This is a genomic window from Clostridium puniceum, from assembly GCF_002006345.1.
GTDB classification, from domain to species: Bacteria; Bacillota; Clostridia; order Clostridiales; family Clostridiaceae; genus Clostridium; species Clostridium puniceum.
This window is the reverse complement of sequence record NZ_LZZM01000201.1, coordinates 51,311-76,924: the sequence shown is the minus strand read 5'-3', so window position 1 is coordinate 76,924 and position 25,614 is coordinate 51,311. Positions and strand designations below refer to the sequence as shown.

Sequence of the window (25,614 nt, the reverse complement as noted above, 5' to 3'; positions counted from 1 at the left end):
AAGCTATTTCATTTCAGCAGTATAAATGGTTAATGGAAGGTCTTTCTATTGAACAAAAGAAAGCTATTAAAGCTATCGCACCCGCAAGGGTTTTATAGTTGATATATCCATAGTAAAAATTTCATTTGCAGAGGTTGTCCACAATTTTTAGAAATTACGCTTTTTCTATTGTTTGTGGCTTCTAGATATGGTATCTTCACAATATGGATAAAAAATATACAGAAGGCGAATTAATTAAATACGATAAAGAAGATATCATTTCTCTTTTTATGACCATGCAACAACTTACAGAAAATCTTTCACTGACTTGTGCTGATCAGAAAGTTCAGCTAGAGCAAGTAAATCAAAATTTGAACTTGATTTTAGAACAACTAAGCATTGCAAAACATCAAAAGTTTGGTCGCTCTTCAAAAAAGATGGTTTACGATGGTCAATTGGAAATGTGCTTCAACGAAGCTGAAGTTACTATTGTTAACAAGTTTGTTGTAGGACCTTATATGGAAGAAGTCTGCCAAAAACCCTATAAACGTAAGAAAGCGAAAGGCAAACGCGATGAAGATTTAAAGGAACTTCCTGTTATAGTCATCAACCATGAATTATCTGAAAAAGAGCTTAAGGAACGTCTAGGAGATAAATGGAGACGTCTTCCTGATGAAGTTTATAAAAGGCTTGCCTTTCGCCCTGCGAAATTTGAAGTTGAGGAACACCATGTGGCAGTTTATGCAGGAAGTGATAATCAAACTATTATTCGCGGTAAGCGACCAGCCGATTTGCTATTTAATAGTATTGTTACGCCTTCACTGGAGGCTGCTATTATGAACAGCAAATATGTCAATGCTATTCCTTTATATCGCTTGGAACAGGAATTTTTAAGAAATGATGTAGTTCTTAGCAGACAAGTTATAGCAAATTGGACAATCCAGTGTGGAGAGAGATATTTCCCTTCTTTACGATAGGCTTCATAAAGAGATATACAATAGTCGGGTGCCACAGGCTGATGAAATGCCAGTTTGCGTAAGCAAAGATGGCCGGCCAGCCGGCGCCAAAAGCTATATGTGGATCTACCGAACGGGGAAAATGCATAATGCGGCGCCTATTGTTCTGTATGAATATCAGAAGATACGTAATTCCAGTCATCCGCGTGAATTCTTGAAAAATTACTCTGGCACAGTTGTTACGGATGGATATCAGGTTTATCATAGTTTGGAGGAAGAACGTGAAGACCTGAGAATTGCAGTATGCTGGAGCCATGCAAGGCGCCGTTTTGCAAATGTTGTAAAGGCTCTTGGAAAAGAAAAGGCCAAAGGAACACTTGCAAATGACGCATTGAAACAGATTGCCGCTATTTATAAAGTAGAAGGCTTATTAAGTGAGATCTCATCAGAGGAACGTCAAAAGCAAAGACAATTGACTGTAAAAACGTTGGTAGAGGCTTTCTTCGCATGGGTAAAACAACACCAGAATGCTGTTCTTCCAAAATCAGAAACCGGAAAAGGTTTCACCTACTGCCTTAATCAAGAAAAATATCTGAAAGTATTTCAGAGGATGGAAATGTTCCGGCTGACAATAATGCTGACGAAGGAAGTATTCGTGGCTTCTGCATCGGAAGACGTAACTGGCATATTATTGATACAATTGATGGAGCTAAGGCCAGTGCTATTATTTATAGTATTGCAGAAACAGCAAAAGCAAATAATTTAAAACCTTATAATTATTTTGAATTTCTTCTTACAGAAATCCCAAAGCATATGGAAGATACCAATCTTGATTTTCTTGATGACCTTCTTCCATGGTCCCAAAAGCTTCCAGTTGAGTGTAAAAAACAAAATCTATAGATTTCTCTGCGCCATAAATGGCGGCTTTATTTATCTAAGTACGCATGATTTACCGTGTATGTTTGTAACAATAAAAAAAAGCTATTGACAAAAATAATTTAAAGAGTTAATATTAATTCGTACTCGAACGAATTAGGTGGTAAAATGAAAAGTAGGTGTATATTAAGCAAGATAAATGAAATTAGCTCTATTTCAAACAAGTTTATTGCAAAAAAATAAAAGAAGAAGGATTGCCAATATTGCAAAATCATATTCCGTTATTTCATATACTTCCTAAAGATGGAAGTACCTTAATTTTAAATGAAATATAAAATATAAGGAAAATATCTAAATCTTCCTTATTTGATATTATAAATAAATATGAAAACCAAGGTTTAATAAAAAAATGTAGATGCTCAGAAGATAAAAGAAGTGTATATATAAGTCTCAAACCAGAAGCTTTATATATAGTACAGAAACTTATGAGTATAGATGCTAAATTTTTAGGTTTAATGCTAAATGATTTTGATGATAATGAAAAACAAATCTTTGAAGAAAATATTAATAAAGTTTTGAGGAATACTGAGAAAATGCTTTAAGAGAATTTTCTCAAAGAAATTTATTTCGTTCGTGTACGGAATAAATTTAAATTATGATATGAAGAGGAAAAAGCTTATGTTTAAGTCTATAAGAAAAAAATTGATTTTTAACTTTGTTGCCATGGCGGCAATTATTTTAATAATTAATACTACTTTTTCAACTTATCAAATGGTAACTGGATTGGAAAATCAAATGAAATATGATGGTAGTAATCTAGCCAATATTATAAAAATAAGTATAGAAAATACAGGAATTGATAATATCAGTAAAGTACAATCTATAATTGATGAAACTTATGAAAATTCAGAGGGAAATTTGTTTTATATAGGTGTAATTTCACCTGATAGAACACTGGTAGCAGGGACATCAAAGGATTCAATTGGGCAAAAAATAGATTCAAAAGAATTAGAAAATGTTTTTAGAGGAAAGACTGAAGCCTTTATGAATGAATGGAAAAACACTCCTGCATATAATGTAACAGTGCCTATAAAACAAGGAGAAAAGGTTGTTTTGAGTGTTTCTGTAGGTATTTCTGTGAATAATATGGAGAGTACAATAACAAGTGGTATTGCAAAAGCTATTATTTCTAGTATTATCATTTTAATTCTAGTTACTATTGCTGGAACAATAATAGGAAAAAAAATAGCTGAACCTATAGAAAGCATAGAATTTACTGTTGGCGAAATAGGGAAAGGAAATTTAACAGCAGAATATACAGTTAGAGGTAAAGATGAAATTGGAAGACTAGCTTATACAAGTAATGAAACTACCAAAAGTCTTAGAGCACTTATAAAGAAAATTAAATCTATTTCCTTAAGTTTGAATAATCTGTCAAATAACATTTCTAACGGTGGTGAAGAAGTTGCATCAGCCAGTGAAGAAATTGTAGCAGCTGTTACAAGTGTATCTGAACAGGGAATAAAGCAAACTGAAGATTTATCAGATGCACTTGAAATTTTGGAAAATTTTTCATCAGACTTAAACAATGTAAGTGGCAAATTACTTAAACTAGCTGAAAATGGGGAAGAAATAAAAAATGACTCAACTAAAGGAGCAGAAAATATAACCAGTTTATCAGATACTATAGAAGATATGCAAAAATCTTTTCACATTGTAAGAAATAAAGTGGAAAATTTAAATGAATCTATATCAAAAATTAATTCCATAGTGGATGTTATAAATAGTGTAGCAAAGCAAACAAATCTTTTAGCATTAAATGCATCTATAGAAGCAGCAAGAGCTGGAGAATCAGGAAAGGGTTTTTCAGTAGTAGCAGAAGAAATAAAAAAACTAGCAGAAGAAGTTTTAACTTCTGCTAAAAATATAACAGGTTTAGTGAATAAGATTATGGAAGAAACGAAGGATGTTTCAGAAACTACTGATTCTGCAGTTAATATAGTAGAGGAAAGCAAAGAAAATATAGAAGAATCAGTAAGTGCTTTTAGGGAAGTTATTAATAAAGTAAATATCATTCCAGTGAAAATAAATGAAGTTAATGAAGTGCTTCAAAAAACTATGGAAGGTAAAGAAAAAATTTTGTCTACAGTAGAGAGTATAGCCTCTAATTCAGAGGAAACAGCATCACTTTCAGAAGAAGTCACAGCATCTGCAGAAGAACAAGCAGCTATAACTAACGGAATGGCAATTACAGCTAAAAAGTTACTTAATATGGCAAAAGCTTTAGAAAAGAGCACTTCAAATTTTGAAGTATAATTTTTTTGAAAGAATATTAAAATTTATTTCACAATTAATAAATACTACATATTCTTTTGTTGCTTATAGATTAATATATTAAAATATTAGGAGGAATAGAAATGAAAATAGAAATATGGTCCGACTTTGTATGTCCATTTTGTTATATAGGAAAAAGAAGATTAGAAATTGCTTTAAATAAATTTGAATATAAAGATGAGGTTAAATTAGTTTTTAAAAGTTTTGAGCTTGACCCATCGTCTAAAAAGAAATTTGATAAAAATATTCATGAAATAATAGCAAAAAAATATGGAATATCAGTAGAACAAGCCAAAGCATCAAATAATCAAATAATAGAACAAGCAAAAGCTGTTGATCTTAACTATGATTTTGATGATTTAATCCCAACAAATACTTTTGATGCTCATAGATTATCACATTATGCAAAAACTGAAGGTAAGATGAATGAATTATCAGAAAGACTTTTAAAGGCTTATTTTGTAGATTCTTTAAATATATCAGATTACAAAGTATTAGCTAATCTTGCAGGTGAAGTAGGCCTTAATAGTGATGAAGCTTTAAAGATTTTAGAATCAGGCCAATATGGAGCAGAGGTAAGAAAAGATGAAGAAAGTGCCTCAAAACTAAGAATTAATGGAGTTCCTTATTTTGTGTTTAATAATAAATATTCAGTATCTGGAGCACAACCATCTGAATTATTTTTAGAGATGCTTGAGAAGATAAAAAAGGAAGAACTTTCAGAAGCAGCAACAGAATTTTTATCAGAAAATAAAAGTGAAGACAATGAAGATTCTAATGCTGGCAACTGTTCAGATGGTAAATGTAAAATTTGAGAATGATCAGAAATATGTAAGTAATTTTTTAAGGAGGTAAGAATGGCGAATACATTTAATAAACCAATAAATGAAATAATAAAGAAGAGACATTCCGTAAGAAATTATGAAAATACAGGAATATCAAATGATGTAAAAGAGAAACTTCAAGCTTATTTAGATGAAATTAATAATTCAGAAGGTCCTTTTGGTGGAAAGGTTAAAATACAATTAATTCAAAAAGAGGATACAGATAAAGCAATAAAATTGGGTACTTATGGAGTAATAAAAGGTGCAAATTATTATTTAGCTGTAGCTTATAAAAAAAGTAATTATGATCTTGAAGATTTGGGATTCTTATTTGAAAAAGTGATATTGAATTGTACATCTTTAGGTTTGGGAACTGTTTGGTTAGGTGGAACCTTTAACAAAGGTAATTTTGCAAGAGTAATGCAATTAAAAGAAGATGAAATGCTCCCAATAGTTTCGCCGGTAGGAATTGAGGGCGAAAAAAAATCCATTTTAGCAAGAATGTTTGGAAGTAATACCTTTAGAAGAAAAGATTTTGCCCAAATATTTTTTAATGAGAATTTTGATACTTCACTAACACCTGAAGAAGCTAAAGAATATAATGAGGTTTTAGAAATGGTTCGCCTTGCTCCGTCAGCCGTGAATAAACAACCTTGGAGGATACTAAAGGAAGATAATATTTATCATATCTATTCAGAAGGTAAAAGTGAAATTAGTAGAATTGATATTGGAATTTGTATATGTCATTTTTGTTTATCTGCAAAAGAAAAAGGATTAAAAGGCGAAATTAAGGTGTTAAGTGGAAAAGAGGATAATAAATACAAATATGTAGCATCGTGGATTGAATAATACGTAATAAATTAATAATTTAATTGCTGGATAAGATGACTGGATAAAAACAGTTATTTTATCCAGCATTTTTTATTAGGAACTTTTATACTATGAAAGGACATAATACATTTAATTAAAGGAAAAAGAGAGAGTAGATGTTTTAAGGAAGTTTATTATAGTATATAATATAAAATAAACTAAACAGTAAAGAACGTTATAATATGAAAGTTAAACCACTATTAAATAGGAAGCTACAATTTTCAAAAGTTGATAACTATAGTATAATAATTGTAGATAAAATTCTGATTATAAAAGATTTAGTGGATAATAAAGTTGGTGTTAATATTGGAGGAAATATGTCAGATTTCAAAGACTTTGATTTAAATAGTATAAATATCTCGACAAAATCACTAGGAGAACTAACTTCGGAACGTATAATTCAATTAATTGTGGAGAATAATTGGAGTATTGGAGATAAATTACCTAATGAATATGAGCTTGCAAATAAACTCAATGTGGGAAGAAGTACGATTAGAGAAGCTATAAAAGCTTTGGTTTCGCGAAATGTTTTAGAAATTAGACGTGGAGCTGGAACTTTTATATCTGAAAAAGGTGGAGTTGCTGACGATCCATTAGGTTTGACATTTATAAAAGATAAATTTAAGTTGGCTCTTGATTTGTTAGAGGTAAGATTTATGATAGAACCATCAATAGCATCTATAGCTGCAATAAAAGCTACAGAAGAAGAAATAAATAAAATATCTATTTTGTGTGATGAAATAGATGATTTAATTTTAAAGAATGAACTTTATTTAGAAAAAGATATAGAATTTCATACAGCTATAGCTAAAAGCAGTAAAAATTTAGTGATTGGAAATTTAATTCCTATTATTAATAGTTCTATTGCTATATTTATAGATATAACAAATCAAAAACTACGTAAGGAAACAATGGATACCCACAGGGAAATTTTAAATGCAATTAGAGAACATGATTCTAATGGGGCACGTGATGCAATGTTTTTGCATTTAGTATACAACCGCAGAAATATTAAAGCTGTTATACAAAATGAAAAAAATAATTAATTATATTATTATTGATAAATACATCCAATCTAAAAAAATAGAAGGGTGTATTTTTTTGATTATACTCAAATACGTCAGATGAATATGTACGTTTTAGAAGAGGTGATATAAAAATTATCAATTGTATGATTAAAAAATGAAAGAAATTGACAAAAATATCAGATGTGATATGATAAATACATCTGATGTGCTTTGAATGCAAGTGAATATTAATTAAGGAGAATCATAATATGATAAGTCAAGAAATAAGAAAAATTGCCCCGGAAATGGATCCGCTTCGCAGAGGAATGGGGTGGTCAACTGAGGATTTAATAAAACCACAAATAATAATAGAAAGTACATTTGGAGATAGCCACCCGGGAAGTGCCCACCTTTTCCAATTTGTAAACAAGGCAGTAGAAGGAGTTACTCGATTGGGTGGAAAGGCCGCTAGATATTTTGCAACAGATATTTGCGATGGAATGTCACAAGGTCATGATGGAATAAATTATTCGTTAGCATCTAGAGATGTATTAACATCTTTAATTGAAATTCATGCTAATGCAACTCCATTTGATGGTGGAGTATTTATTTCAAGTTGTGATAAAGCAGTTCCTTCACATCTTATGGCAATTGGAAGATTGAATATACCGTCCATTATGGTTACTGGAGGAGTAATGGAAGCTGGTCCAGACTTATTAACTTTAGAACAAATAGGTGCTTATAGTGCTATGTGTAAGCGTGGAGAAATCACGGAAGAGAAATTAACCTATTATAAGGAAAATGCATGTCCATCTTGTGGAGCTTGTTCATTTATGGGAACAGCAGCTACAATGCAGGTAATGGCAGAAGCTTTAGGACTAATGCTTCCAGGGAGTTCATTAATGCCAGCTACATGCGAAGAATTAGAAGAGGTTGCATTACGAGCAGGTAGACAAGCTATCAAATTAGTTAATATGAATCTTCGGCCAAAAGATATTGTAACATCAAAATCATTTGAAAATGCCATACTAGTTCATGCAGCAATTTCAGGGTCTACTAATTCACTATTACATTTACCAGCTATAGCTCATGAATTTGGATTATATATAGATGAAGAAACTTTTGATAGAATACATAAAGATGCACATTACTTATTAGATATACGTCCTGCAGGAAAATGGCCAGCGCAATACTTTTATTATGCTGGTGGGGTGCCTGCAATAATGGAAGAGTTAAAACATATGCTTCATTTAGACGTACTGACTGTAACAGGTAAGACTTTAGGGGAAAACTTAGAAGAACTACAAACTAATGGGTACTATGAAAAATGTAATAGCTATTTAGAAAAGATAGGCATAAAGAGAGAAGAGATTATTCGTCCATTTAATAATCCTATAGGGACCAATGGTTCAGTTTCAATATTAAAAGGAAATATAGCACCAGAGGGTGCAGTAGTAAAACATTCTGCTGTTCCAAAGGAAATGCATGAGGTTGTATTAAAAGCAAAACCATTTGATAGTGAAGAAGAAGCAATTGATGCAGTTTTAAAGAAAGTGATTCGTCCGGGGGATGCAGTGATTATAAGATATGAAGGTCCCAAAGGAAGTGGAATGCCAGAAATGTTTTACACAACAGAAGCAATTTCTTCTGACGAAGAATTATCTACAAGTATAGCATTAATAACTGATGGTAGATTTTCTGGAGCATCTAAAGGTCCTGCAATTGGACATGTGTCACCAGAAGCAGCAGTGGGTGGACCAATTGCACTAATCCAAGAATATGATTTGATTGAAATTAGTATTTCACAAAGGATTATACAAGTTGTTGGAGTAAATGGTGAAAGATGCAGTAAAGAAGAAATTGAAAAAGTATTTTTAGAACGTAAAAAGAATTGGGCACCAAGAAAGTCAAAATATAAATCTGGGATTTTAAAAATATTTTCAGATAATGCAGTATCACCAATGAAGGGCGGGTATATGAAATAAATTAAAATAATTCTAAATTTTATAATATATTTGGAGGCAGGATATGGAGTTAAAAAAGAGTAAATTTAAATTACCAGAAAACTTCTTTATTGGAGCAGCAGCATCTGCGTGGCAGACCGAGGGATGGACAGGAAAAAAAGATGGGCAATATTCTTATATGGATTTGTGGTATAAGTCTACACCACATCTTTGGCACAACGGTTATGGACCTACATTAGCTACTGATTTTTATAGAAGATATAAAGAAGATGCAAAACTTATGGGGGAAGTAGGACTACAAAAATATAGGACATCTATTGATTGGTCTAGATTTATAAAAGATTATGAAACTGCTGAAATTGATGATGAAGCTTTTAAATACTATAACAATATGATTGATGAAGTTATTAAAAATGGTGTTGAACCAATGATATGCTTAGAACATTACGAATTGCCAGCAGTATTGTTTGAAAAATATGGTGGTTGGGAATCAAAGCATGTAGTTGATCTATTCGTTAAATATGCACAAAAAGCATTTGAAGCTTTTGGACATAAGGTTAAGTATTGGTTTACTTTTAATGAACCTATAGTAGTCCAAACTAGAGTTTATTTAGATGCAATTAGATGGCCATTTGAACAAAATACAAAAACTTGGATGCAATGGAATTATAATAAAGTCCTCGCAACAGCAAAAGTAGTAGAAATTTTTAAAGCTGGTAATGTTGGAAAAGATATTGGAGCGAAGATTGGTGTTATTTTAAATCCAGAAGTAACCTATGCAAGATCATCAGCACCTCATGATATAAAAGCTGCTGAAATGTATGATCTTTTCTTTAATAAACTATATCTTGATCCGAGCATAAAAGGAGAATTTCCACAAGAACTGTTTAAAGTTCTTAAAAAACATGATTGCTTATTTAATTACAATGATGAAGAATTGGCTGTTATTAAAAATAATACAGTTGACTTATTAGGATTAAATTTGTATTTTCCACATAGAGTAAAAGCTAGGACTAGTGGTTGGAATTCAGAAGTTCCTTTTCATCCATCATATTATTATGAAATGTTCGATTTGCCAGGCAAAAAAGTGAATCCACATAGGGGATGGGAGATATATCCTCAAATAATGTATGATATGGCAATGAGAATTAAAAATGAATATGGAAATATTGAATGGTTCATTGCTGAAAATGGAATGGGAGTAGAAGGTGAATCAAAATATAAAAATAAAGAAGGTGTAATACAAGATGATTATAGAATAGAGTTTATAGAGAATCATTTAGTATGGCTTTTAAAAGCTATTGAAGAAGGATGCAACTGTATAGGGTATATGTTATGGGCATTTACTGATAATGTATCTCCTCAAAATGCATTTAAAAATAGATATGGATTAGTTGAAATAAACTTAGAAGATAATAGAAATAGGATTATTAAAAAGTCTGGTCGTTGGTTTGAAAAATTATCTAATGATAGATACTTCGAAGCAAAAAATACAGAAATAGTTTATAAGTAAATAATATTTACTTATATGAAGACTTGAAGTAAAATATACAAAAATAATTTAATTAATAATTTTAACTGTATTGACAAATTTATAAGAGCATAGTAGGATAAATATAAGATATTGGTCATATGACTGACGGAAGTGGATTAACCACATGAAGTATGACTAAAAAAGCCGACCGTCTGGGCAAAAAGCCTAGACAGTCGGCTTTTTTTAGTTGTTAAAATGAGGAACTTTTAGATAAAATGAGAACAAATGTTAAATGATAAAAGATATCATTGACAAGCATGAATTTAAAGTATAGAATAAAAGTATGAATTAATTGATAAAAAAATAACAATTAGTTTATTGTATAGTATAAAGGAGGATAACAAATGTTTAAACAATGGGAAGGTTTCAAAGAAGGGACTTGGCAAGAGGGTATCGACGTAAGAAACTTTATACAAAAAAATTATAAATTATATGAAGGTGACTCAAACTTTTTAGAAGGTAAATCTGAAAAGACAGATAAAGTATGGAAGAAAGCATATGAATTAATAGTTGAAGAAGTTAAAAAAGGAATAATTGATGTAGCCACTGATATTGTATCTGGAATTGATAATTATGAGGCTGGATATATAGACAAAGAAAATGAAGTTATAGTTGGTCTTCAAACAGATGCGCCACTTAAGAGAATTGTAAATCCTTTTGGTGGCATGAGAATGGTTCAAAGTTCTTTGGAAGAATATGGATATAAATTAGATGAAAATATCGAAAAATATTTTTCTAAGTATAGAAAAACTCATAATGAAGGTGTATTTGATGCTTATACAAAAGAAATCAGAGCTGCTAGAAGTGCAGGGCTTTTAACAGGTCTTCCAGATGCTTATGGTAGAGGAAGAATAATAGGTGACTATAGAAGAGTTGCACTTTATGGTATAGATTATTTAATTGAAGAAAAGAAAAAGGATCTTGATAATTTAAATGGTGATATGCTTGATGAGTTGGTAAGAAAAAGAGAAGAAGTATCTATGCAGATTAGAGCTTTAAGCGAAGTTAAATCAATGGCATCAAAGTATGGTGTTGATATATCTAAACCGGCAGCAGATGCAAGAGAAGCAACACAACATTTGTATTTTGCCTACTTAGCAGGTATTAAAGAAAACAATGGAGCCGCAACTTCATTTGGAAGAACTTCTACTTTCTTAGATATATATATTGAAAGAGATTTAGAAGCTGGCTTAATAAATGAAAAAGAAGCTCAAGAATTAGTTGATCAGCTTATAATAAAATTAAGATTGGTTAGGCACTTAAGAACTCCAGAATATAATGAATTATTTGGTGGAGATCCAACTTGGGTAACTGAATCAATTGGAGGTGTTGGTATCAATGGTAAACCTCTTGTAACTAAGAATTCATTCAGATATCTTCATACTTTAATAAATTTAGGAACATCAGCAGAACCTAACTTAACAGTTTTATGGTCAGATAAATTACCAGAAAGCTTTAAAAAGTATTGTGCAGAAATTTCAATAAAGACAGATGCTATTCAATATGAAAGTGATGAAGTTATGAGACCAATTTATGGTGATGATTATGCAATAGCTTGTTGTGTATCTGCAATGAAGGTTGGTAAACAAATGCAGTTCTTTGGAGCGAGAGCTAATATAGCCAAATCACTTTTATATGCTATAAATGGTGGAGTAGATGAATTAAAGGGTATAAAAGTAGTTCCAGGAATTTCAAAGCTTACAGATGAAGAAGTTCTTGACTTTAAAAAAGTTAAAGCAAATTATGACAAGGTATTAGAATATGTGGCTAAAGTTTATGTAGATACAATGAATATTATTCACTGCATGCATGATAAATATGCTTATGAAGCTAGCCAAATGGCACTTCATGATACTGAAGTAGAAAGATTAATGGCCTTTGGTATTGCAGGACTTTCAGTTGCTATAGACTCATTATCAGCTATTAAATATGCTAAAGTTAAGCCAATCAGAAATGAAGATGGAATAGCTGTAGATTTTGATGTAGAAGGAGATTTCCCTAAATACGGAAATGATGATGATAGAGCAGATGATTTAGGCGTAGCATTAGTTACTAAGTTCTCAAATGAACTTAAAAAGCATCCATTATATAGAGATGCCAAACATACATTATCAGCACTTACAATTACATCTAATGTTATGTATGGCAAAAAGACAGGTACAACTCCAGATGGAAGAAAGAAGGGGGAACCATTAGCACCAGGGGCTAATCCAATGCATGGAAGAGATGTAAATGGAGCCTTAGCATCACTTAATTCAGTAGCCAAGATACCATATAATGGAATATGTCAAGATGGTGTTTCTAACACATTCTCAATTGTTCCAGATGCACTTGGAAAGGATGAAAACCAAAAAATAGGTAACTTAGTTTCAATTTTAGATGGATATTTTGTTCAAGGAGCTCATCACTTAAATGTTAATGTTCTTAACAGACAAACATTGATTGATGCTATGGAAAATCCAGATAAATATCCAACATTAACAATTAGAGTTTCTGGATATGCAGTTAACTTCAGCAGATTATCAAAAGAGCAACAATTAGAAGTTATAAGCAGAACATTCCATGAAAGCATTTAGTGAATAAATTGGATTAGGATAATATAAATATAGATGGAACCTTGGATGAACAGTAAAATTTATTTAGTGAATCTAAGGTTCCGTTTATTTATACTATAAATTTGTGTATAAAATGTGGTAGTATAAGAATTAGAGAATTTAATAAAAATAATTTTATTAAATTAATGTATTTGGTACAAATAAGAAATAAAATCATCATTGTTAACTTTGAACTGTTAATTGAATTAAAGGAGTTGATATTATGGTAAAAGGCAGAGTACATTCAATAGAATCCATGGGACTTGTAGATGGACCAGGAATAAGAGTGGTAGTATTTCTTCAAGGTTGTGCGCTAAGATGTAAATTTTGCCATAATCCAGATACATGGTGTACTGATGGTGGCGAAGAGTATACTCCAGAAGAGTTAGTTAAAAAAATAGAAAGATTTAAAACCTATTTTGCAAGTAGTGGTGGAGGAGTTACATTTTCTGGTGGAGATCCTTTAAGGCAACCGGAATTTCTTCTTGAAGCATTAAAATTATGTAAAAATAAAGGCATACACACTTGTCTTGATACTTCAGGATATGGCTTTGGAGATTACGATGAAATATTAAAATACACGGATTTAGTATTATTTGATGCAAAACATTTTACTAAAGAAGGATATAAAAATATTACAGGTGTAGAAATCGATGAATCTTTAAGGTTTTTAGAAACGATGAAGAAAAATAAAGTTAAGATGTGGATAAGACATGTAGTAGTGCCTGGATTAACAGATGGAGAGGAACATCTAAAAAAACTTAAAGAATTTACAGATACAATTCCAAATATTGAAAAGGTAGAATTGCTTCCATATCATGTTTTAGGAGCAAATAAATATAAGGTTTTAGGAATTAAGTATCCATTGGAAGGGGTAGAACCTATGAATAAGGAACTCACTAAAAAGTATCAAGAAGAATTATTTAAAAAATTAGATAGTTAAATTTATTTATATTTTAAATATGAGAAACTAAGAAGACTATAGGAAAAAATCTTATAGTCTCTTTAGGCTACTATTACTAATGTAATATAATCAATCTTCAACTGAAAAATTATCCTTGTTAAAAGAGCATATAGGACAAACCCAATGATCTGGTAAATCATTAAAATCTATACCAGGAGTAATGCCTCCATCAGCATCTCCAATTTCAGGATCATAAATATATCCACAAACTTCACAAATGTATTTTTTCATTTTACCACCCCATTTACAATATATGAAAGAAAAAAGCTATATTATAGTTTTATAAAAGTTAAAAGAAATATGAATTAGTAAAATTTTTAATTATAGTATATTATATGATTAAGTTATGATGGTGGTAACCATAGATAAATATTTATTTTTTAGAATTAAGAATATTTGTGAAATAACCTTTAGGGAAATAACCTTTCTTTAACCCTTCTATAACAGTTAAATAAGTTGCAGCTGTATCAAATCTTGCATCATGATAATTTCCACTTCCTTCAAATAATTTTTCGGATGTTTCAGCAATTTTTTCAGTCGATATATTAAGCCAATCTATTACTTCAGATAATTTAGGGTTTTTGATTTCTCCATTAGCTTTTTTGATTTTGCATATGTCTCTGTAGTATGCCATAGTACAAAAAACATTTTTAGGATTAAAATCTTCATCTAAAGATATTAACTCATGTTTTAAAAATCTAACATCAAAATTAACATTATGCCCTATCAAAAAATCAGAGCTAACAAAGTCATCATAAAAATCAGGTACTAAGTCTTCAAAATATTGTCCGTTAGATAAATCATAAAGTTTTTCTAAAGAAAAACCATGAATTTCTTCTGCAGAAGGGTCCATTTCATCAACTGTAAAGAAGAAATTCTTCCCAGTTGTTACCTGAGGTTTTACACTAGCATCAACAGTTATATAACTTAATTGACATATGCTGCCAGGTTTTATGCTAGTAGTTTCTGTATCAAAAAATAATAATTTCATTAAAGTGTACCTCCATTTGTATATGGGCAATATAAAGATAAAAGCCCAGCTTATAATTTCACCAAATATCACTAATATGTAGCTAAATTTAATTATATAGTATTTATAGAAAAATTCAAATTACTTATTAAAAATAATAATGATTATTAATTAATAATATTTACATAAAAGAAAAAATAGGTTATAATAAAGTATGATAAAAATTTAACAATGGATAAAAATTAAATATTTGGAAAGAATAAAAGTAATTTAAACTATAGGAGGAAGATAGAATGGTAGAAAGAAAACGTAAAATATCTGTAATAGGTGCAGGTTTTGTAGGAGCAACAACTGCATATGCTCTAATGAATAGTAGTGTGGCTACAGAAATATGTTTATTTGATATAAATATGGAGAAAGCAATGGGAGAAGTTATGGATTTAGTTCATGGCACATCTTTTGTAAAACCAGTTAGCATATATGCAGGCAATATTGAAGAAACTAAAGATTCAGATATAGTTATAATTACAGCAGGAGCAGCTCAAAAAGAAGGGGAAACTAGATTAGATTTAATTGAAAAAAATTATAAAATATTTAAAGGCTTTGTACCACAAATTGCAGCAGCAAGTCCAAATGCAATTTTGTTAGTTGTATCAAATCCATGCGATATTTTAGCATATATCACATATAAATTATCAGGATTCCCTAAGGAAAGAGTTATTGCTTCGGGAACTGTATTGGATACATCAAGACTAAAATATGTAATTGGTAAATATTTAAATGTAAATAATAATAATATTCATGCATATGTTTTAGGTGAACATGGTGATAGTGAAGTTGTAAGCTGGAGTACAGCAAGTATAGCAGGAGAGAGTTTTGAGGAATATGCTAAGAAATTTAATTTAGAATGGGATAATGAAGTTAAGGCAGTAATAGAAAGTGATGTTAAAAATGCTGCTTATGAAATAATAAGCAGAAAAAATGCAACTTATTTTGCAGTAGCATTAGCAGTAAATAGAATAGTAGAAGCTATATTAAGAGATGAAAATACTATTTTGACTATATCTTGCTTAATGGAAGGTCAATATGGAATTGATGATGTTTATTTAGCAGTACCAACAATTATTAATAGTACAGGCGTTGTAAGAATTGTAAATCCAGAATTGAAGAATGAAGAAGAATTAAGAAGATTACAAGAATCAGCAAGTGTATTAAAGGAGCATATTCAAAAAGTGATAAATGAGTAAGTAATTTTGTAAAGAAAATGAGTTACTTTTCTATAAAATATAATAAAAGGTGTTGGTTAAAGGATCAAAAATTACTTTTACACAACACCTTCTTATTATAAAGATAGCTATCAACCATAAAATGAATGGTGTCATAACAATAAATGAAATTCAGAAAATAAATTTAGTTATTAACTCCATTAAAGCTTATTTCACCAGTAAGTACTGCTTTTTCATTTCCTGTGTGATCTTTTATAATAAGATCGCCAGCATCAGATAAGGAAACGCAAGTAACGATTTCCTCATTATTATATGTAATTAATTTAGCTTTCTTTCCAAAAATGTTAGAGTGAGCTCTGCAAATTGAAATTGTTTCAGATAAATCTAGAGTAGTTAAAAATTTATTGTATAAAATCTCAAAATGATTTAAAAATGTAGCAAGTATTTTATTTCTATTAAATTGTTTATTAAATTGAATTTTTAATGAAGTTGCAGTAGATTTTATACTTTCATCAAAATCCATTTCATTAATATTAACATTTATACCTATACCTAAAATTAGATAATGTACTTGATCCATATCACATTTCATTTCAGCTAATATTCCACAAAGCTTTTTATCATTTATAAGTATGTCGTTAGGCCATTTTATAGTTGAGTTAATATTAAGATCATTTAAAGTTTTATAAATTGAAGCAGCTGCAATTTGAGTGATTTTTGGTGCTTCAGTTGGAGGAAGATTTGGTCTTAAAACTAAAGAAAACCAAAGCCCACCATTTGGAGAAACCCATTTTCTACTAAAACGTCCATTTCCTAGAGTTTGTTTTTCAGCAATTATTAAACTGCCATTTTCAATATCTCTTTGTGCAAGTTCTTTTCCTTTAATATTTGTAGAATTTATATTATCAAAATAAATTATATTTCTTCCTAATATAGATGTTTTCATTAAGGATAAGAGTTCACTTTTATTTATTAAATCAGGAGAAGAGATTAATTTATAACCTTTATTTGAAATCCCATCTATTAAGTAACCTTTTGATTTTAAGTTTTTTATATGCTTCCATATAGCAGCTCTTGAAACCTTTAAGCTTGAACTTAAAGTTTCTCCAGAAATATAATCTTTAGAATTTTTTAATTCAATTAATATTTTATCTTCCATAAATGTATCCCTCCTAATATGCATTATATCATAACTAAGGAAGTCAAAAAAGAAAATTGAAGTATATGCCATAAACTACTGATATATAAGATAATTATCTCATATTTGACAAAATAAGATAAAAAAATATATATAAATGCTTAATTATGTCAAAAGTAAATTAGTCCTAGCGTTTTAAAACGAAATAATATATAATAAAGTTTGGTATAACCAAAACACAAGTCTATTTAAGACATTCCGGAGAGGATAATGAAATGAAAATAAATAAAAATAGTAAAAATATGAATCAAAAGAATAGAACAAAAGTAAAAAAAGTGAAGAAAAAATCAAGGAAATTTTCAGCTAAAACAATAGTAGCATTTTTAGCATTTGAACTTCTCTTCACAGCATGTACATTTCCATTTATACTTTTATATGGACCATTTGAAACGGCAAAAAGTACATATGTTGGAGCAGCAATGACTTCAGCAAGTCATCAATATTTGGCTAAATGGTTTTTATCAGATGAAAGAATAGCGAAAATTCAAGGTCAAAACGCTGTTGAAACAACTAGCGAAACAACAGATACATCACAAATTGATATTCCAAAGATTAAAGATGATACTATAGAAATCAATCAACTTGATGGGAATTCTAAATATAATGGCTATTGGATGGTAATAAAAGACCCAACGAGAGTTAAGATTGGTTACACTTCTAAGTTAAAAGTTGAAGGTGAAATTACATCTCAAATTGCAGAGAAAAATGGTGCAATTGCAGCAATTAACGGTGGTGGATTCGTAGATCAGTCATCTTCAGCTGAATGGACTGGGAATGGAGGATTACCAACAGGGGTTATTATGAATGAAGGAAAAGTTGTATATGATGATTTAGGCGGAGGAAAAACAACTTCTCTTGGAATAACCAAAAATGGTACTATGCTTGTAGGAAATTTTTCAGTAGCAGAACTTAAAGAAAAGGGTGTTCAAGAAGCTGTAAGCTTTTATCCAGCATTGATTATTAATGGGAAAATGACACAAATAAGTGGAGATGGTGGATTTGGAATAGCTCCTAAAACTGCAATAGGTCAAAGAAAAGATGGAGCGATAATTTTCTTGGTTATAGATGGTAGAGAACTAGGAAGTTTAGGTGCAACAGTAAAAGAAGTACAAGAAATTATGTCTAAATTAGGTTGCCTTAATGCAATGAATTTAGATGGTGGTAAATCAACCACTATGTATTATGATGGAGAAATTATAAATAAGCCATCAAATAGTATGGGAGAAAGAACTATTGCAACAGCAATTATTGTTAAATAAACAGAAGGTGAGGTTTGGTTATGAAAGTGTTTAAAAAGATAATTGCATGGGCAATGTTATCTATAATACTGCAAATTGGTGGGTTATATTTCTTAAATAACATTGTATTTAAGCATACATCAGAATTTGCAAGTAAACCAATAGAGGTTAAAAAAGATACTACGAAGGATATTAAGGCAAATATTTCAAGTACAGCAAAAGATGTCAGTATATCATATAATGGTAAATACTTAATTTACAAGGAAAATGATAGTTTATTTTTGCAAGATTCTAAAACTGGAACAAGTAATCAGGTTAAAACAGAAAATGATGGAACTATTCTTTATTATGATTGGCTTCAAGATAGAGAGATATTAGTAATAGCAGAAAAGGTTAAAAAGGATGGCAAAAATAAAATTCAAATAATAACATATAATGCAAAAAATTCTACAGAAACTATTGTTAAAGAAATTTGTTCATATCAAGAAAATATGACAGTTAAAAAAATAAGTGCATCAATATTTACAGGAGTATATTATATAGATATAGACAAAGGTGGATCAAAAAATATAGTTTATAGAATAGACAGAAATAATGATATGAAAGAAGTAACTCTAAAGACCTTAATTTTAGGTAATATGCAGGTTATTCCACATGCAGATAGATTAATATATGAAGATAAGATAAATGGCAAGTTCTATGTTACTAACCCTAGTAAGCAGCTTGGATTTAACTCTAATAAGAAATTAACGCTTCTTGGAATTGATAAAAATGACGTTTTATATATGGGTGAACTTAATGGAGATAAAATAACAAGTGTAACTTATGGTAAGGTAGAGGAAGATACGTCAACATGGAAGAAGATAACTCTTGATTCAGTTGTAAATAATGATGATTTATACTTTAGTAATGAAAGTGAAATATTAATCAATGATAATCTTAAAGGTAGTGTAAAAAACTTAACTACAGGTAAAGAACTGGCATATGAAGGTAAGCTAGTTCAAATAAAAGAAGATTTTATTGCAGTAAAGGATACAGAAGGAAAATTAAGTTATAAGAGCTTAAAAGAAAAATAAAAGTTAATAAAGAGTATTCAATCTTTAAATTTGGTTGAATACTCTTTATTTATATAAAACTCTGTATGAGTATATAGGAAATATGTTATAATACAAGACATATACATAACAAAGAGGAGGATAATATGGATTCATTACGAGATACAATACTTAATATAATATTAATAATTCCAGGAATGCTTCTTGCATTCACATTTCATGAATATGCACATGCATATGTAGCTGATAAGCTTGGAGATAAAACACCGAGATTTCAAGGAAGATTGACTTTAAATCCAATTTCACATATTGATCCTATAGGCTTTATAGCAGTATTAATATTTAGGTTTGGATGGGCAAAGCCAGTACAAACTAATCCATCTGCATATAAAAACTATTATAAAGATGATTTAAAGGTAAGTTTGGCAGGACCAATTGCAAATTTTCTGGTTGCTATAGTTATGGCTGTAATATTAGGTCTTTTTGCTAGATTTGGATATAGGATTTTGCCAGAGTCGCTAGCAGGGGTACTATTTTCAATGATACAGTTAGCTGTTATTGTAAATGTAAATATAGGTTTATTTAATTTAATACCAATACCAGGACTTGATGGATTTAGTCTTTTAAGAGATTTAAAGCCAAATACTTTTCATAGATATGAAGAAAAATTCTATCAATATCAAATGTTGATAATGTTAGCACTTATATTTGTTGGTGGAAGAATAATTCAAATACCAGCTAGTTTTATATTAAAAGGGTTAATGACTCTTGCATCTCAGGTAGTTAATTTATTTTAGTGTGTTTGGAATTTAAATAAGGCGTATATCCAAAGAAAATTTGGGTATACGTTTAATATGTTTTTGCTAATATTTAAATTTATTCTATTTTAAGTTATCTATGCTATATTTCTTTAAATCTCTTTTTTACTTTAAGTGGCTGTCTAATTTCAAAACTTATATTTGTATCATAAGGTAATATTTCGTTAATTTTATTTTCTGATATTTTATCATTATGTATTAAATCTCGAACCAATTTTATATAACTCTTAGCTTCATCAATTATTTTATAATAACTAGAACCAAGAACATTCCTTAATGTAAATTTAACTGAATTAGCTCAAATATAAACGTAAAAATTATAACTTGTTTAAGTAATAAATTTAATGGATATGACGAAAATAAGTTGACAAAATTTCATATAATTTGTATAATTTATTATCATTAATATTGAAAATTCTAAGAAGAGGAAAAGTATTTTAATTGATTCCTTAAGCGAGCGGGGAAATGGTGTAAGCCTTGTGGATAAATTATAATGAAAAGAGCCTTGGAGAAATCACCTGAAATTAAGAAGAAGTAATAGTCAATATCTATATGTTGAATTATTTATTTTTCAGCTTTGAGTAAGGAGGATCGCAAATAAAATTGCGTTAAAAGTTAAGGGGTATTTTATTTACATAAAATACAATTAGAGTGGTACCGCGGATAATTCGTCTCTTTGTTAATAGGAGGGGGATTTTTTTATTTTTAATGAAATTATTTTTTACAATAAGATTTAATATTAATAAAATTTTGTATACAAAATAAGAGGAGGATATTTATGAATTATAAAAATAAAGTTGCAGAACTTATAAAAGCGCATGTGGAATTGGATATTCAAGTTATAGAAAATTTAATTGAAATACCACCAAAGCCAGAAATGGGTGATTATGCATTTCCATGTTTTCAATTATCAAAGGTTATGAGAAAAGCACCAAATATGATAGCAGAAGAATTAAAAAGTAATATGTCTAGAGAGGGATTTGAAAGAATTGAAAATCTTGGACCATATGTTAATTTTTTTGTGGATAAGGGTGTATTTACAGAAAATACAATCAATAAGGTTTTAGAAGCTGGAAATAACTATGGAGCATCAAATGTTGGCAAAGGGAAAACAGTTTGTGTTGAATATTCTTCACCTAATATAGCAAAGCCTTTTCATGTTGGACATTTATTTACTACAGCTATAGGAAATGCCTTATATAAAATGTTTCAAAAAGAAGGCTATAATACTGTTGGTTTGAATCATTTAGGAGATTGGGGAACTCAATTTGGCAAACTTATATCAGCATATGATAGATGGGTAGATGAAGAATCCCTAGAAAAAGCTCCTATTGATGAATTACTTAGAATATATGTTAAATTTCATGAGGAAGCAGAAAAAGATCCTAGCTTAGAAGATGAAGCAAGAGCTAACTTTAAAGCGTTAGAAACTGGTGATGAAAAGGCTACAGCTTTATGGACTAGATTTAGAGAATTAAGCTTAAAGGAATTTGAAAGAGTTTATAATATTTTAGGTGTTAAATTTGATTCTTTAGCTGGTGAAGCATTTTATAATGATAAGATGGATGTAGTTGTTGATGAATTAAGAGAAAAAGAACTTCTTGTAGAAAGCAATGGAGCTCAAGTTGTAATGCTTGAAGATTATAATATGCCTCCATGTATAGTACTTAAGGCTGATGGTGCATCTATATATGCAACAAGAGATTTAGCAGCGGCAATGTATAGAAAGAAAACTTATGATTTTCATAAATGTATTTATGTAGTTGGAACTCCACAAGCTTTACATTTTAAGCAAGTATTTAAGGTGTTAGAACTTGCCGGGCATGAATGGTCAAAGGATTGTGTTCATGTAGGTTTTGGATTAGTTAAATTTGCAGATAGAAAGCTTTCAACTAGAAATGGTTCAATTGTTTTACTTGATGATTTACTTCGTGAAGCAGTTGAAAAAACTATGGAAGTTATAAATGAGAAGAATCCAGAACTTGAAAACAAGGAAGAAGTTGCAAAGAAGATTGGTGTTGGAGCTGTAGTATTCACTTATCTTAAAAATTCAAGAGAAAAAGATATTGTCTTTGATTGGAAAGAAATTTTATCATTTGATGGGGAAACAGGTCCGTATGTACAATATTCATATGCTAGAGGAAATAGTATATTAAATAAAGGAAAAGACTGTACAGGAACCGCCGAGTATAGTAAATTATCTTCAAAGGAAGAATTTGAATTAGTTAAGAGTATAGCTAATTTTAATAATACAATAACATTAGCATTAGATAAATTAGAGCCATCAATATTAACAAGATATGTAATTGAAGTAGCAAAAGGCTTTAATAAATTCTATAATGCACATTCAGTATTAAATTTAGAAGATGAAGATTTAAAAGCCACTAGATTAAATTTGGTAAAAGCAAGCTTACAAGTAATTAAAAATGGCTTAGAATTACTTGGGATAGATGTAGTAGAAAAAATGTAAAAATTCTATTAGAGTAGTATAGGATAAATAGAAATAGAGGAAAACTCTCTAGAGAGTGCAACCTCTATTTTTTATTTACAGGAAATTATTCTAAAAAATAAAATCAAGGAAAACAACTAGTGTTCAATCTTAATTCTCAAATATTTAGTAATACATTGAATCATAGTTTACTTAATTTCGTATGTCTTTTAAGTACGAGATAATTTTATAATATAAAAAAAGAGTCAATATTAAGAAATAAATATATGATATAATTATAATCATATAATAATAAAGAGTGATGTTATTCATGTTTTAATTCATACTAACTGTCTGTATATATTCATTATCTAAATATGTTAACTTAATGTAATTAAAAGACAATATAAAGTTGAATTATTATCTGATCAATTATTTGTTCATTTAAAAATTTTTGAGAGAAGGGATTTGAAATAAATTGTTTATAAATAGAAATATTAAGTATAGAGATATATTAATCTTTGCACTGCTGGGGGTAATTGGTTATAAGTTTATAGATAATTATAGTTATTTCTTTGATATTGGTAAAAAGATTTTATCAATTATGTCTCCATTTATATATGCAATGATTTGTGCTTATATATTAAATCCAATCGTTAATTTTTTTGAAAAAAGTTTAAAAATAAAGAAAGCATTAGCTATAGCAATTACATATTCTATAATTATAGCTTTGATATTTATAGTGTTATTTTTCACTATACCAAGCATAATAGACAGCATACTAAATATAACTAAAGAAATGCCAATGTATGTAGAAGAGGTACAAAAATGGATTAATACTTTGCTTCAAAATGAAAGGTTAAAAGGTTTAATTATACAAGCAGGACTCTTAAGTAAATTTCAAGAGATATCTAGTCAAATAGGAAGTGTAACAATAGATTTGCTTCAGAATTTAGCCATGTATTTATTATCATTTACATCAAATTTACTTAATGTGATTTTAGGATTTTTAATTTCAATTTATGTTTTATCAGACAAAGAGAAATTTGTAAGGAGTACTAGAACTATTACATATATGATTCTTAGAGAAAAAAATGGAACTAGATTAATAAATTTTATTAGAACATATAATAGAATGATAGGAATTTATATTGGAATAAAAGCAATTGATTCTGCAATAATAGGAATGATAGCACTTGTTGGCTTAATAATTGTTGGAGAACCTTATGCACCATTGATTGCATTAATTGGTGGTGTAACTAATATGATTCCTTATTTCGGACCACTTATTGGTGAAATTGTTGGTGTTATAGTTGCAGTTTTTGTTTCGCCTATGAAGGCTTTAATAGTATTTATACTTTTACTTTCTATACATTTATTTGATGCATGGTATCTTGATCCTAAGCTTATAGGAAAAAAAGTAGGAGTTAGTCCTTTTGGAATTATTTTAGGTGTAACTATTGGAGGCGGTTTTTGGGGACCTGTGGGAATGCTGCTCGGATCACCTACAATGGCAACCATAAATATTTATTATGAAAAATTTTTAAAGAGGTTTAAGGAAACTAATCCTAATTTAGTTAAAAGAGAAAATCTTGGTGAATTAATCGAAGAATAAACTTTAGAAAGTGGAGTAAGAATGAGAAGGAACGAAATTGATTGGATAAGAAATATTGGTGTGTTATTATTGTTTGTATTCCATACTGCTTCAATATTTACATATTATGAGCCCTGGTATATTTGGTATTATAGTAAAAGCTGGGCTGCTACAATAATATTCATATTTTGTATTCCTTGGCATATGCCAGTATTATTCTTTTTAGCTGGAGCATCTACAAGATTTTCTTTAGACAGTAGGAGTGAAAAGAGATATGTATTGGAAAGAGTAGAAAGGCTTCTTGTACCTTTTATACTGGGGATGATGATTTTAGTTCCTCCTCAAGGATATTTTGCACGTATAAGCAGAGGAAAGTCTGTAGGGACTTATTTTGAACAATATAAATATTTTTGGACCACTATTTCCAACATACCTTATGATGGAGGACTAGGACCGGCTCATTTATGGTTTATTTTATATTTATTTATTATTTCAACAATTAGTTTATTTATTATCAGAAATTTAGAAAAAGAAAGCATGAAAAAATTTTTATTAAAGCTTAAGGATAAATTGACGGGCAAATATTCTTTGATTTTTTCTGTATTAGTGTTATTTATTGCAGATATGACTCCACTTGCGATTGCCGAAAAGAATATATTAATATTTTTAATAGTGTTTTTGATGGGATATATTGCTTATGGTGATGAAGATTACTTAAAATATATAGATAGAAAAAAGATGAAAAGTTTAATTATAACAGCAATTTTATTTGTATTATATGTGTTTTTGATTATACATCACTATAATTTAGAACAAGATGGAGAAAATAAAGGATTGAAAATTTTATTATCATTAATGAGAAATTGTGTTATGATAACAACGATTGTGGCTATTATTGGGTATGGACAAAAATATTTAACTAATGGAGGCAAATTGTTGATGTATTTAAACAAAGCTTGTTTCCCTATATATATATTACATCAACCTATAATAGTAGTTATTTCATATTACTTGCTTAAGTATTACAAATTACCTATATATGTATCCATTTTAATAATATTAGGAAGCTCATTTATCATAACTTTTGGCGTTTATGAAATATTTAAAAAAATAAAAATAACCAAGTACTTAATTGGTGGTAAGTAAAGAATTTAATAAAATTGAAATTTAAGAAAATAGGAGATA

The 25,614-nt window shown here is 29.4% G+C and carries 22 protein-coding genes, 1 pseudogene, 1 riboswitch and 1 other annotated feature; of the genes and pseudogenes, 19 read left to right on the top strand and 4 right to left on the bottom strand.

What is annotated here, in order from left to right; genetic code table 11:
* The first annotated feature begins 5 nt into the window (after positions 1-5).
* The 12 genes and pseudogenes from CLPUN_RS29710 (at position 6) to pflA (ending at position 13,881) form a co-directional block, all read left to right on the top strand.
* Positions 6-98, top strand: a complete 93-nt coding sequence (locus CLPUN_RS29710; RefSeq protein ID WP_423237315.1) for a hypothetical protein — start codon at positions 6-8, stop codon at positions 96-98.
* Between the two features lie 105 nt (positions 99-203).
* Positions 204-956 carry an IS66 family transposase gene (locus CLPUN_RS29835; RefSeq protein WP_341426073.1) on the top strand — a complete coding sequence of 251 codons (753 nt, stop codon included), beginning with the start codon at positions 204-206 and terminating at the stop codon, positions 954-956.
* A pseudogene (locus tag CLPUN_RS29830) lies at positions 925-1,589 on the top strand (IS66 family transposase); the annotation flags it as partial. The gene CLPUN_RS29835 and the pseudogene CLPUN_RS29830, both read left to right, overlap by 32 nt.
* A complete protein-coding gene (locus CLPUN_RS29825) occupies positions 1,587-1,835 on the top strand; it encodes a transposase domain-containing protein (RefSeq protein ID WP_341426106.1) in 249 nt (82 codons plus the stop codon). The pseudogene CLPUN_RS29830 and the gene CLPUN_RS29825, both read left to right, overlap by 3 nt.
* A gap of 654 nt (positions 1,836-2,489) precedes the next feature.
* A complete protein-coding gene (locus CLPUN_RS19965; protein WP_077848994.1) occupies positions 2,490-4,127 on the top strand; it encodes a methyl-accepting chemotaxis protein in 1,638 nt (545 codons plus the stop codon).
* Between the two features lie 101 nt (positions 4,128-4,228).
* Complete coding sequence (locus CLPUN_RS19960; RefSeq protein ID WP_077848993.1) at positions 4,229-4,960, top strand: DsbA family oxidoreductase; 732 nt, start codon at positions 4,229-4,231, stop codon at positions 4,958-4,960.
* A gap of 42 nt (positions 4,961-5,002) precedes the next feature.
* On the top strand, positions 5,003-5,818 hold the full coding sequence (locus CLPUN_RS19955) for a nitroreductase family protein (protein WP_077848992.1): 816 nt from the start codon (positions 5,003-5,005) through the stop codon (positions 5,816-5,818).
* A 338-nt stretch (positions 5,819-6,156) separates the two neighbouring features.
* Complete coding sequence (locus CLPUN_RS19950) at positions 6,157-6,885, top strand: FadR/GntR family transcriptional regulator (protein WP_077849031.1); 729 nt, start codon at positions 6,157-6,159, stop codon at positions 6,883-6,885.
* Positions 6,886-7,115: 230 nt separating this feature from the next.
* Positions 7,116-8,831: a dihydroxy-acid dehydratase gene (gene ilvD / locus CLPUN_RS19945; protein ID WP_077848991.1), complete on the top strand. Its 1,716-nt coding sequence runs from the start codon at positions 7,116-7,118 to the stop codon at positions 8,829-8,831.
* A gap of 43 nt (positions 8,832-8,874) precedes the next feature.
* The gene (locus CLPUN_RS19940; RefSeq protein WP_077848990.1) at positions 8,875-10,323 is read left to right on the top strand and encodes a glycoside hydrolase family 1 protein; all 1,449 of its coding nucleotides are present in this window, start codon (positions 8,875-8,877) and stop codon (positions 10,321-10,323) included.
* Between the two features lie 109 nt (positions 10,324-10,432).
* Positions 10,433-10,509, top strand: a riboswitch (ZMP/ZTP riboswitch).
* 179 nt (positions 10,510-10,688) lie between these two features.
* A complete protein-coding gene (gene pflB, locus CLPUN_RS19935) occupies positions 10,689-12,920 on the top strand; it encodes a formate C-acetyltransferase (protein WP_077848989.1) in 2,232 nt (743 codons plus the stop codon).
* Positions 12,921-13,161: 241 nt separating this feature from the next.
* On the top strand, positions 13,162-13,881 hold the full coding sequence (gene pflA, locus CLPUN_RS19930) for a pyruvate formate-lyase-activating protein (RefSeq protein ID WP_077848988.1): 720 nt from the start codon (positions 13,162-13,164) through the stop codon (positions 13,879-13,881).
* Between the two features lie 90 nt (positions 13,882-13,971).
* On the opposite strand, the gene CLPUN_RS19925 is transcribed toward pflA, so the two are convergent.
* Together CLPUN_RS19925 and CLPUN_RS19920 are read right to left on the bottom strand one after the other, a co-directional pair.
* A complete protein-coding gene (locus CLPUN_RS19925; protein WP_077848987.1) occupies positions 13,972-14,133 on the bottom strand; it encodes a rubredoxin in 162 nt (53 codons plus the stop codon).
* A 142-nt stretch (positions 14,134-14,275) separates the two neighbouring features.
* Positions 14,276-14,893, bottom strand: coding sequence for a 3'-5' exonuclease (locus tag CLPUN_RS19920; protein ID WP_077848986.1), 618 nt, complete (start codon positions 14,891-14,893; stop codon positions 14,276-14,278).
* 272 nt (positions 14,894-15,165) lie between these two features.
* On the opposite strand from CLPUN_RS19920, the gene CLPUN_RS19915 reads away from it, so the two are divergent.
* Positions 15,166-16,119: an L-lactate dehydrogenase gene (locus CLPUN_RS19915; protein WP_077848985.1), complete on the top strand. Its 954-nt coding sequence runs from the start codon at positions 15,166-15,168 to the stop codon at positions 16,117-16,119.
* Positions 16,120-16,282: 163 nt separating this feature from the next.
* Here the strand turns inward: CLPUN_RS19915 and CLPUN_RS19910 are convergent, their stop codons facing one another.
* Positions 16,283-17,257 (bottom strand): biotin--[acetyl-CoA-carboxylase] ligase, encoded by a 975-nt coding sequence (locus tag CLPUN_RS19910; protein WP_077848984.1) that lies wholly within the window; start codon positions 17,255-17,257, stop codon positions 16,283-16,285.
* 254 nt (positions 17,258-17,511) lie between these two features.
* Here CLPUN_RS19910 and CLPUN_RS19905 point away from each other — a divergent pair, with 254 nt between their 5' ends.
* The 3 genes from CLPUN_RS19905 (at position 17,512) to CLPUN_RS19895 (ending at position 20,386) form a co-directional block, all read left to right on the top strand.
* Positions 17,512-18,555: a phosphodiester glycosidase family protein gene (locus CLPUN_RS19905; RefSeq protein WP_077848983.1), complete on the top strand. Its 1,044-nt coding sequence runs from the start codon at positions 17,512-17,514 to the stop codon at positions 18,553-18,555.
* 20 nt (positions 18,556-18,575) lie between these two features.
* Positions 18,576-19,610 (top strand): dipeptidyl-peptidase IV, encoded by a 1,035-nt coding sequence (locus CLPUN_RS19900; protein ID WP_077848982.1) that lies wholly within the window; start codon positions 18,576-18,578, stop codon positions 19,608-19,610.
* A 125-nt stretch (positions 19,611-19,735) separates the two neighbouring features.
* Entirely contained in the window at positions 19,736-20,386 is a 651-nt protein-coding gene (locus CLPUN_RS19895) for a site-2 protease family protein (RefSeq protein ID WP_077848981.1), read from the top strand.
* Between the two features lie 103 nt (positions 20,387-20,489).
* On the opposite strand, the gene CLPUN_RS29260 is transcribed toward CLPUN_RS19895, so the two are convergent.
* Positions 20,490-20,621 carry a hypothetical protein gene (locus tag CLPUN_RS29260; protein ID WP_278281669.1) on the bottom strand — a complete coding sequence of 44 codons (132 nt, stop codon included), beginning with the start codon at positions 20,619-20,621 and terminating at the stop codon, positions 20,490-20,492.
* Positions 20,622-20,817: 196 nt separating this feature from the next.
* Positions 20,818-21,086: a binding site (T-box leader), on the top strand.
* A gap of 99 nt (positions 21,087-21,185) precedes the next feature.
* Here CLPUN_RS29260 and argS point away from each other — a divergent pair.
* The 3 genes from argS to CLPUN_RS19880 all read left to right on the top strand — a co-directional run bounded on the left by argS (position 21,186) and on the right by CLPUN_RS19880 (position 25,575).
* Complete coding sequence (gene argS / locus CLPUN_RS19890; protein ID WP_077848980.1) at positions 21,186-22,877, top strand: arginine--tRNA ligase; 1,692 nt, start codon at positions 21,186-21,188, stop codon at positions 22,875-22,877.
* Between the two features lie 436 nt (positions 22,878-23,313).
* Positions 23,314-24,450: an AI-2E family transporter gene (locus tag CLPUN_RS19885; protein WP_077848979.1), complete on the top strand. Its 1,137-nt coding sequence runs from the start codon at positions 23,314-23,316 to the stop codon at positions 24,448-24,450.
* 21 nt (positions 24,451-24,471) lie between these two features.
* Entirely contained in the window at positions 24,472-25,575 is a 1,104-nt protein-coding gene (locus CLPUN_RS19880; RefSeq protein ID WP_077848978.1) for an acyltransferase family protein, read from the top strand.
* Positions 25,576-25,614: the final 39 nt, after the last annotated feature.

Excerpts from the sequence above, each read along its gene's own strand:
- CLPUN_RS29835 (WP_341426073.1), top strand. The coding sequence starts at position 204 with ATGGATAAAAAATATACAGAAGGCGAATTAATTAAATACGATAAAGAA.
- CLPUN_RS19965 (WP_077848994.1), top strand. The coding sequence starts at position 2,490 with ATGTTTAAGTCTATAAGAAAAAAATTGATTTTTAACTTTGTTGCCATG.
- CLPUN_RS19960 (WP_077848993.1), top strand. The coding sequence starts at position 4,229 with ATGAAAATAGAAATATGGTCCGACTTTGTATGTCCATTTTGTTATATA.
- CLPUN_RS19955 (WP_077848992.1), top strand. The coding sequence starts at position 5,003 with ATGGCGAATACATTTAATAAACCAATAAATGAAATAATAAAGAAGAGA.
- CLPUN_RS19950 (WP_077849031.1), top strand. The coding sequence starts at position 6,157 with ATGTCAGATTTCAAAGACTTTGATTTAAATAGTATAAATATCTCGACA.
- ilvD (WP_077848991.1), top strand. The coding sequence starts at position 7,116 with ATGATAAGTCAAGAAATAAGAAAAATTGCCCCGGAAATGGATCCGCTT.
- CLPUN_RS19940 (WP_077848990.1), top strand. The coding sequence starts at position 8,875 with ATGGAGTTAAAAAAGAGTAAATTTAAATTACCAGAAAACTTCTTTATT.
- pflB (WP_077848989.1), top strand. The coding sequence starts at position 10,689 with ATGTTTAAACAATGGGAAGGTTTCAAAGAAGGGACTTGGCAAGAGGGT.
- pflA (WP_077848988.1), top strand. The coding sequence starts at position 13,162 with ATGGTAAAAGGCAGAGTACATTCAATAGAATCCATGGGACTTGTAGAT.
- CLPUN_RS19925 (WP_077848987.1), bottom strand. The coding sequence starts at position 14,133 with ATGAAAAAATACATTTGTGAAGTTTGTGGATATATTTATGATCCTGAA.
- CLPUN_RS19920 (WP_077848986.1), bottom strand. The coding sequence starts at position 14,893 with ATGAAATTATTATTTTTTGATACAGAAACTACTAGCATAAAACCTGGC.
- CLPUN_RS19915 (WP_077848985.1), top strand. The coding sequence starts at position 15,166 with ATGGTAGAAAGAAAACGTAAAATATCTGTAATAGGTGCAGGTTTTGTA.
- CLPUN_RS19910 (WP_077848984.1), bottom strand. The coding sequence starts at position 17,257 with ATGGAAGATAAAATATTAATTGAATTAAAAAATTCTAAAGATTATATT.
- CLPUN_RS19905 (WP_077848983.1), top strand. The coding sequence starts at position 17,512 with ATGAAAATAAATAAAAATAGTAAAAATATGAATCAAAAGAATAGAACA.
- CLPUN_RS19900 (WP_077848982.1), top strand. The coding sequence starts at position 18,576 with ATGAAAGTGTTTAAAAAGATAATTGCATGGGCAATGTTATCTATAATA.
- CLPUN_RS19895 (WP_077848981.1), top strand. The coding sequence starts at position 19,736 with ATGGATTCATTACGAGATACAATACTTAATATAATATTAATAATTCCA.
- argS (WP_077848980.1), top strand. The coding sequence starts at position 21,186 with ATGAATTATAAAAATAAAGTTGCAGAACTTATAAAAGCGCATGTGGAA.
- CLPUN_RS19880 (WP_077848978.1), top strand. The coding sequence starts at position 24,472 with ATGAGAAGGAACGAAATTGATTGGATAAGAAATATTGGTGTGTTATTA.